Origin of the sequence: Flavobacterium sp. LMO8, from assembly GCF_009495755.1 — a bacterium.
Classification (GTDB): Bacteria; Bacteroidota; Bacteroidia; order Flavobacteriales; family Flavobacteriaceae; genus Flavobacterium.
This window is the reverse complement of the sequence record NZ_WIBJ01000028.1, coordinates 285,111-294,226: the sequence shown is the minus strand read 5'-3', so window position 1 is coordinate 294,226 and position 9,116 is coordinate 285,111. Positions and strand designations below refer to the sequence as shown.

Sequence of the window (9,116 nt, the reverse complement as noted above, 5' to 3'; positions counted from 1 at the left end):
TTACACCTGAACTAAATAAAACACCATTTTTATATACTTTCGCTGTTGTTCCATCATAAGTACAAACATAATGTATCCAAGTATTGTTTGTATTTGTATCTGCTGTTTCTAAATTAGCTCCTGCATTAGCAAAGTAAAGTGTTGTTGTTGGTCTAAAAGCTAGTCCGTTGCCATTTGCTGAATTTCCATAATGAAACACATAATTAATTGTAGCATTCAATACATTTGTTTTTGCCCAAACAGAAATTGTTCTACTTGTAGAGTTGTAAGGTAGTCCTAGAATAGTTGCAAATGTTCCTTGATTATTTATATTAAGTGCTCCTGATATATTTCCATGTCTGTCTGTTGTAAATGAAGTTCCTGCATTTGCTTGAAATGGATTAGTCCCTAAAATATTATTATATGTATTATCAAAATTATATTCTGCAATCACCACTGATGCCGTTGTTGTAAAACTACCTATTGCACTTGTCGTTGTACCAGCAGAATTTGAAGCTTCTATTTGATAGTAGTAAGTTGTACTTGATGATAATCCTTGAATTTGTGCAGAGCCAGACGTTGCCAATGAACCATTTGCAGAAAAACCAGTTACTTGACTTGATAAATTTCCACTTGTTAAACCGTACTTTACAATTGAAGTTGTAGCGCCATTATTAGCATTTAAACTATAATTTACAGTTGCTTCATTTGTTAAAATTGTAGGGACTGAAATTAAAGAAATTGTTGGCGCCGTTATTGTCAATGAATTGTTTGTATATAAACTAGTTACATCTGCTTGACTTAATGCATAATTATAAATTTTCAGATCATCTATGGCACCATTAAAATAATTTACCCCACCCGATTCGGTCAATCCAAGTCTAAAGGTATTTGAATTATTTATTATGTTCCATGCTAGAGCACTGTCAGAAAGCAAAACTCCGTCTTTGTAAACTTTCGCTGTAGTGCCGTCATATGTACAAACATAATGTGCCCAAGGTGCACTTATGCTTGAAGCTGCCGTTAAATTTCCTCCTGAACCAGCAAAAAAAAGTGTTTCAGCCGTTCTGAAAGCAAGTCCATTACCACCAGCGGTATTACCATAATGAAAAACATAGTTAATAGTAGGGTTTATAACATTAGCTTTTGCCCAAACAGATATTGATTTACTGCTTGCACCATAAGGAAGTCCTGGAAAATTAGCCGTAGTTCCTGTATTATTTATATTAATAGCACCATTTGCATTTCCAAATCGATCTGTAGCGAAAGAAGTTCCTGCATTTGATAAAAATGGATTGCGACCTATAGTATTGTTGTAAGTACTATCAAAATTATACTCGGCAATAGCGTGAGGTAAACTTTCTTGTACTGAAAAATTATCCATAAAAAAAGTAAATGTGCCGCTTGTGCAATACAAATTTACTTTAAAAACTACATTAGTTCCTGCTGGGATAGTTCCTGCTGGAATTATAGCTGCAAGTCCAAAACAAGTTGGTGACATTACATTACTTGTAAGATCAATCCAGCTATTGGTAGCGAAATTATAATATTGAAGGTGTATAACTGCATCCCCAACATGATTACTTTTCTTGTAGTCACAAGAAAATGTTATTGTTCCTCCAGTTGAAACATAGGTTGGAGTGGAAATTGAGGCACCTGAACCGAGTCCAGAAGTGTTGAAAAAAGAAGAATAAGAACCTGAACAGGAAGATGTATTGGAAACATTGAAACCATTGTTGCCCCAACCAGCAGGAATAGTTCCAGATTCAAATCCTTCAGTTACGTTAACTTGCGCATTTCCAAACGAGAAAGCAAATAATAAAAATAAAAGTAATCTTGTTTTCATGATAATATAGTTTTTTAAAGTTTGATTCAAAAGTACTTGAGTAAAATCATCTTTATAATAATGGGTTTACCAAACCCTATTTTCAGTTTACGAAATAAAATTTCGTTAATCCATAACTAGGTTTGGTAAACTCGTTTGTAATATTAAACGTGTATTTCATACATTTGTTTAAAATCATTTCCATTTGCGAATTTTATTACTTTCACTATTTTTGTTATTGTCGAATTTAGGCTTTTGCCAAAATCCGTATCACATAACTATTGACAAAACTTCTGGATTGCCTTCTAATAGTGTGTTTGATATTTTTCAAGACAGCAAAGGCTTTATGTGGTTTGCGACAGGGAAAGGATTGTGCCGTTATGATGGAAATGATTTCAAAATATTTACTGCCGATTTTCAAACTTCTAAATCGGGTTCTTGTATTGCAGAAGATAAATACGGACGCATTTGGTATGAAAATTTTGATGGCTTTTTATATTATGTAGAAAAAGGTTGTTTAAAAGCATTGCCACAAGAAACTTCTCTTGGTTATTTTAGATTTGGAGTTGTTAATAACGAATTATTTTTAATCCAGCCAGATGCTATTTTGGTCTATGATTTAAAATCTTTAAAAGTAAAAGCAAAACATGCTCTTGGAGACAAAGAAATTCGTTTTTGTTATGCAACTAAAGATAAATTCTATGTTTTAGGTAATAACTTATATGAATTAGACCATAAAAATGAAATTAAAAAACATAGTCTACCTGAGAATTTTTATGCAGAAATTATTACTCCAATTATTAATACTTGGGAAGAAAAATTAATTATTAATTCAAAATCATCCGCTAACTATTATAGTTTTGAAAAAGGAAAATTTCATAAATATAAACTTAATAATCCGGCTGAATTTACTCAAAACACGGCAATAACAGATGATGCCATATGGATTTGCACTCCAAATGGTGTTTATAAAAATGATTTAGAATCAAACCAAAATAAAACCTATTTTACGGATCAAAACATATCTTTTGTATTCAAAGACAAACATAAAAATTATTGGGTTTCCACGCTAAATAAAGGGGTTTTATATATTCAAGATTTTTCAAACAATTATATCGATTTAAACCCGAGACCCAACTCTTTAGCAATGGGTAAAAACAAAATTTTTATAGGCGCCGAAAAAGATTTAGTCTACAAACTCGATTGCAACTCTTTACAAGTAGAAAAAATTTTTGAAACAGAAAGCAATCATTCCATCAGTCAAATATTTGCCGATACTATTAACGAAAATGTATTTTTTAATTCATTTAAATTTCACATTTTAGACAAAAATAACAACATCAAAAAAGAATATTCTATTGCTGTTAAAGATATTAAAAAAGTAGACGACAAATATTTTTCGTTTGCTGCAAGTGGCATTGTTGGGATTTTCTATATTGACAAAAATTTAAAAAGTAGTTGGGATGTAATCTTCGATAAAAACAAAGACAAAGGTGTTTCTGGATTCAATCAAGTTGCATTATTAATAAATACAAACGGAAAATCGACAGAGTACAACGAAATAAACAACACTATTTATTACGCTACCAATAATGGTTTAATTGCCATTACTAACGACGGGAAAAACAAAGAAATAAAATACAAAAATGAAACTTTATTTTTAATTCGTATTCAAAAATATAAGGATAACATAATTGGATTATCAACTGCAGAAAAATTATATACTATAAATTCAAAAAATGAGGTTTCTCTTTTTAAACTTCCCAATTTTATTGCAAAAGAAAAGTTTAATCGATTTTTTATTAGAAATAACTATTGCTATTTATTTACGGCAAACAGCATTTATGAGTATGATTTTAAAACGCATAACGCACAAAAAGTAATGTCTTTAAGCAATGATATCGAAGTTACTGATGTAGTGTTAAAAAATAATCAGCTTTTATTTGCTACTTCAAAAGGAATTGTAATTAAAAAAAGACAAGAAATTGCTTGTTTTCCAAAGCCTAAACTTATCATTAATGAAATTTTAGTGAACGGGAAACGTAAAGAAATAGACCAATTAAACGAACTAAATCCGGATGAAAATGATATAGCAATTCAATTTTCTACTTTATCTTTTGTTCCTAATGAAAATTACAGCGTTTCCTATAAAATAAATGATTCCAAATGGAAAACCTTAGATTATAAAGATAAAAACTTAAAGCTTTCTTCTTTATCTTCAGGAAATTACAAAATTCAGTTAATTATAAATTACAATACTACTAAAATTGATTTACAAACGATTCAATTTGAAATCAAAAAACCATTTTGGCTAAACACCTTCTTTTTAATTGGAATTGGAATACTGTTTTTAGTCTTAATTAATAGTTTTTACAAATGGCAAATTCGTAAAATAGAATACAAAAATAAGTTGCAATTAGAAAAAATAAATCTGGAAAAAAACTTAAATCAGTCAAAATTAAAAGCCATAAAATCACAGATGAATCCGCATTTTTTCTATAATGCATTAAATACAATTCAGTCTTTTATTTTATCAAACGACAAAAAACAAGCCGTAAATTATTTATCTAAATTTTCAAATTTAACGCGTACCATTTTAGAAATGACGGAAAAAGAAACAATTTCTATTGCCGAGGAAATAAAAACACTGAGTTTATATTTAGATATTGAAAAAGCACGTTTTGAAGAAGATTTTAGTTATCAAATTTTAATTGATAAACATATTGATTCAGAAAACATTAAAATCCCAACCATGCTTTTACAGCCTTATGTAGAAAATGCAGTTAAGCACGGTCTTTTACATAAACAAGGAGAAAAATTAGTTACCATTCAATTTGAAAAAGAAGCGGAACACATAAAAGTGTCTATAGATGATAATGGTATTGGACGTCAAAAAAGTACTGAATTAAATGCTATAAAAAACAAAAATCATAATTCGTTTGCTACAGAAGCTATGCAAAACAGAGTAGATTTACTTAATCAATACAATCAAAAAAATATTTCCATTTACTATATTGACAAAACAAACTTGAGCAACCAATCTATTGGTACAAAAGTTGTTTTTGAAATACCAATTACGTATTAAAATGAAGGCAATTATTATAGATGACGAAAAAAGAGCTCGAGTTTCATTAAACCTACTCATTCAGGAATATTGTCCCAATGTGAAAATAGTAGCCGAATGTGAAAATTTACCCGAAGGCGTAAAAGCCATTAGAAAACACAATCCAGATTTAGTGTTATTAGACATAGAAATGCCAGGTCATAGTGGTTTAGAATTATTAGATTTTTTTGATGAAAACGATGTGAATTTTTCTATAATCTTCACAACCGCTTATAACGAATATGCTTTGCAAGCTTTTAAGTTTTCTGCCATTGATTATTTATTAAAACCGATTAATCCTGAACAATTAGCTGATGCAATTACTCGATTAGAAAAACAAAAACAAAAGTTCGAAAATTTCAAAATATTAAAAGAAAATATTCAGCAAGATAATTTAACAAAAATTGCAGTGCCTTCTGGCAATACATTAATTTTTATTGATACAACAAAAATCTCATACATTAAAGGCGAAGGTGCCTATTCTGAAGTTTTTTGCACAACTGGCGCAAAAAATTTAGTAAGCAGAAACTTAAAAAATTTTGAAGACATTTTATGTTTAGACAAGCGTTTCATGCGTGTTCACAAATCGTACATTATTAATTTTGAACAAGTTATAGCTTACAACAAATCGGATGGTGGTAGTTTAGAATTAAGCACAGGAGTTCATGTACCGGTTTCACCCGATAGAGTACAACTTATTTTAGAACAAATTCAAATGGTAAAACGCTAATTTATTTCTGATTTAACCTAAAACCAACTTTTTCTAAATCTTCCCAAAAACTCGGATACGATTTTGAAACCACTTCTGCATCTTCAATTATAATAGGAATTTTTAGTGCCAGTGGAGCAAAAGCCATAGCCATTCTGTGGTCTTGATAAGTTGAGATTAAAATGTTTTCCTTAATTTTAGTAGAGGATTTTAAATGTAAAGAATCATTAGTTACTGAAACTGTCGCTCCTAATTTTGTTAGTTCCGTTTTTAAAGCTTCAAGTCTATCGGTTTCTTTGATTTTTAAAGTATGTAATCCCGATAAATCACAACCCATTCCCAATCCGAAACAAGTTACGGCAATGGTTTGAGCAATGTCTGGTGAAGATTGAAGATTAACGATTAACGATTTTTGATTTTTGAAGTTAACTTTTGAAATTGTTATTGAATTATGAGTATTAAAAGTAGTTTCAACACCAAAATCTTGATATATGTTTACCAAAGCACTATCGCCTTGCAAACTATCTTCTTTATAACTTGAAAGTGTAATTTGTGTACCAATTTCAGATAAAGCAACAATAGAAAACCAGTATGAAGCAGATGACCAATCGGATTCAACTGTAATTGATTTAAAAACCATCTCGACTTCGCTCGACTTGACAACAATTAAGTTATTTTCAAATGAAGTCTTTACTCCTATTTCATTCAATAAAGCCAAAGTCATTTTGATGTATGGAATTGAGGTTATTTCGCCTTCAAGTGTTAATTCTAAACCATTTTCTAATTTTGGAGCAATTAGTAACAATGCCGAAATATATTGACTACTTACATCTGCAGGAAGTGAAACTTTACTTTGAGTTAATTTTTTTCCTTTGATTTTTATTGGTGGAAAACCTTCATTTTCTTCATAACTAATTTCGGCTCCTAATTGATTTAAAGCGTCAACCAAAATTTTAATTGGGCGCTCTTTCATTCGAGTTGAACCTGTTAAAACGACTTCTTTTCCTTCTTGAATGGCAAAAAAAGCGGTAAGAAAACGCATAGCTGTTCCAGCGTGGTGAACGTCTATTGTTTTGGTGATGGGTGATGGGTGATGGGTGTTAGTTAATGCTTTTTGCATCACTTCAGAATCATCGGAATTGGAAGTGTTTTCCAAAACTAAATTTGGATATAATGCTTGCAACAGTAACAATCTATTAGTTTCTGATTTACTACCCGTGATTTTGATAGATGCTGGATGCTGGATGCTGGATGATTTAAGTAATAAATTCATTATTTGGTTACCATTTTTAATCCTACAATGGATAAAATTAATGTAGTGATGAAAAACACACGCCAAAAAGTAGCGGGTTCTTTAAAAACAATGATTCCTACTAAAACACTTCCTACGGCTCCAATCCCTGTCCAAACAGCATAAGCGGTTCCAATAGGTAATTCTTTAGTTGCTTTTACTAATAATAACATACTAATTGATAAACACACCAAAAAACAGCCGTACCAAAGTAAAGAAGTATTTCCAGAAGTTTCTTTTGCTTTTCCGAGGCAAGTGGCAAAACCTACTTCGAATAAACCTGCTATTATGAGTAAAATCCAGTTCATGTTTTAGAGTAAAAGGTTAAGGGCAAAAGGTAAAGGGTAAAAGAAAATTTAACATCAACAAGTAACCTTTTACCATTAACCCTTCACCTTTAACCTTATTTAAGTTTATCGTTATTATGATGACGGTCGTGGTCGCGTTTGGTTTTTAAATCCATTTTTTTGTCAAAAGCCGCTTGTAAATCTACACCTGTTTGGTTGGCTAAACATAAAACTACAAAAACCACATCGGCAAGCTCTTCGCCTAAATCTTTGTTTTTATCCGATTCTTTTTCTGATTGTTCGCCATAACGACGGGCGATAATTCGGGCCACTTCACCTACTTCTTCGGTAAGTTGGGCCATATTAGTTAGTTCATTGAAATAACGAACTCCGTGTTCCTTAATCCAATTATCAACTTCTTGTTGGGAGTTTTTTAGGTTCATTTACTCTTTATTTTTCGTATCAATTATAATTGTAACCGGCCCATCATTAACTAAAGCTACTTTCATATCAGCTCCAAATTGTCCGGTTTGTACTTTTTTGCCCAGTTCTATTTCCATCTGTTTTACAAAAGATTCATAAAGTGGAATGGCTATTTCGGGTTTTGAGGCTTTAATATAACTTGGTCTATTTCCTTTTTTGGTATGAGCATGTAATGTGAACTGACTGACAACAATCATTTCGCCATCAATATCTTTTAACGACAAATTCATTACTTGGTTTTCGCCTTCAAAAATTCTTAAATTGGCTATTTTAGAGGTTAACCAATTGATATCTTCTTGATTATCGGCATCTTCAATTCCAACTAAAACTAATAATCCTTTTTGAATTTGTGCAACAACTTCATTATCAATTGTAACTGATGATTGAGAAACTCTTTGAATTACTGCTTTCACTTCTTACTTGATTCTTTTTATTTTTTACTTCCTCGTTTCGTCACTTGCTCTTCTTTCGGCATCATAAATATCGGCACGATATTGTTCCTCATCTCCTTCTAAAATTTGGGTATAACTTTTATAACGCGACCATGAAATTTCGTCATTTTCTAATGCTTTTTTGATAGCGCAATGTGGTTCATCTTTATGCAAACAGTTATTGAATTTACATTGGTCTTTCAAAGCAAAAAATTCAGGAAAATAATCCCCAATTTCTTGTTTTTCCATATCAACAATTCCAAAACCACGAATTCCTGGCGTATCAATAATTTTGGCTCCAAAAGATAAATCAAACATTTCGGCAAACGTTGTGGTGTGTTTTCCTTGTGCGTGCGATGCTGAAATTTGCTTGGTTTTTAAATTTAACGAAGGTTCTAATGTGTTTACCAAAGTTGATTTCCCAACACCAGAATGTCCTGAAAACATAGAAACTTTATCTTTCATTAAAGCTTTTAGCTCGTCAATTCCTTTTCCGTCTTTAGCAGAAACGCGTAAACATTTATAGCCAATCTCGGTGTAAACGTGTTGTAAATATAATTGTTCGTCTAATGTTTGGTCATCAAACGTGTCTATTTTATTGAAGACAATTACAGCTTCAATTCCGTAAGCTTCTGCCGTGACTAAAAATCGGTCGATAAAACTTGTGGTTGTTGGCGGATTATTAATGGTTACCAATAAAAAAACCACATCAATATTAGAAGCAATAATATGCATTTGATGCGATAAGTTTACTGATTTTCTAACTATGTAATTTTTTCTATCATGAATTGAAGTGATTACTCCGGTGGTTTCATCTGTGGTATTTTCGATATCATAATCTACGATATCTCCAACGGCAATTGGATTGGTACTTTTAATACCTTTCATTCTAAATTTACCTTTTATACGGCACTCCAAAAAGTCACCATTTTCAGTTTTAACGGTGTACCAACTTCCAGTAGATTTATAAACGATTCCTGTCATGCAAAGTTTGAAGTTTGAAGTCAG

At 31.2% G+C, this 9,116-nt stretch carries 8 protein-coding genes; 2 read left to right on the top strand and 6 right to left on the bottom strand.

Going from position 1 to position 9,116, the window contains the following annotated elements:
• On the bottom strand, positions 1–1,825 hold a 1,825-nt coding region (locus GFJ94_RS06175; protein ID WP_203228650.1), incomplete at its 3' end, for a LamG-like jellyroll fold domain-containing protein.
• A gap of 184 nt (positions 1,826–2,009) precedes the next feature.
• Between GFJ94_RS06175 and GFJ94_RS06170 the strand changes: the two genes are divergently transcribed.
• Positions 2,010–4,889, top strand: a complete 2,880-nt coding sequence (locus GFJ94_RS06170) for a histidine kinase (protein ID WP_153200694.1) — start codon at positions 2,010–2,012, stop codon at positions 4,887–4,889.
• 1 nt (position 4,890) lies between these two features.
• Positions 4,891–5,637, top strand: coding sequence for a LytTR family DNA-binding domain-containing protein (locus tag GFJ94_RS06165; protein WP_153200693.1), 747 nt, complete (start codon positions 4,891–4,893; stop codon positions 5,635–5,637).
• A 1-nt stretch (position 5,638) separates the two neighbouring features.
• Here the strand turns inward: GFJ94_RS06165 and aroA are convergent, their stop codons facing one another.
• From aroA to rsgA, 5 genes are all read right to left on the bottom strand, one after another.
• Positions 5,639–6,889, bottom strand: a complete 1,251-nt coding sequence (aroA, locus tag GFJ94_RS06160) for a 3-phosphoshikimate 1-carboxyvinyltransferase (protein WP_153200692.1) — start codon at positions 6,887–6,889, stop codon at positions 5,639–5,641.
• Positions 6,889–7,215, bottom strand: a complete 327-nt coding sequence (locus GFJ94_RS06155) for a multidrug efflux SMR transporter (RefSeq protein ID WP_153200691.1) — start codon at positions 7,213–7,215, stop codon at positions 6,889–6,891. The genes aroA and GFJ94_RS06155 overlap by 1 nt, the downstream gene beginning before the upstream one ends.
• A gap of 95 nt (positions 7,216–7,310) precedes the next feature.
• A complete protein-coding gene (locus GFJ94_RS06150) occupies positions 7,311–7,637 on the bottom strand; it encodes a nucleotide pyrophosphohydrolase (RefSeq protein WP_133610418.1) in 327 nt (108 codons plus the stop codon).
• The gene (gene dtd, locus GFJ94_RS06145) at positions 7,638–8,090 is read right to left on the bottom strand and encodes a D-aminoacyl-tRNA deacylase (protein WP_162523805.1); all 453 of its coding nucleotides are present in this window, start codon (positions 8,088–8,090) and stop codon (positions 7,638–7,640) included. It abuts the gene before it with no gap.
• Positions 8,091–8,114: 24 nt separating this feature from the next.
• The gene (gene rsgA / locus GFJ94_RS06140; RefSeq protein WP_153200690.1) at positions 8,115–9,092 is read right to left on the bottom strand and encodes a ribosome small subunit-dependent GTPase A; all 978 of its coding nucleotides are present in this window, start codon (positions 9,090–9,092) and stop codon (positions 8,115–8,117) included.
• Positions 9,093–9,116: the final 24 nt, after the last annotated feature.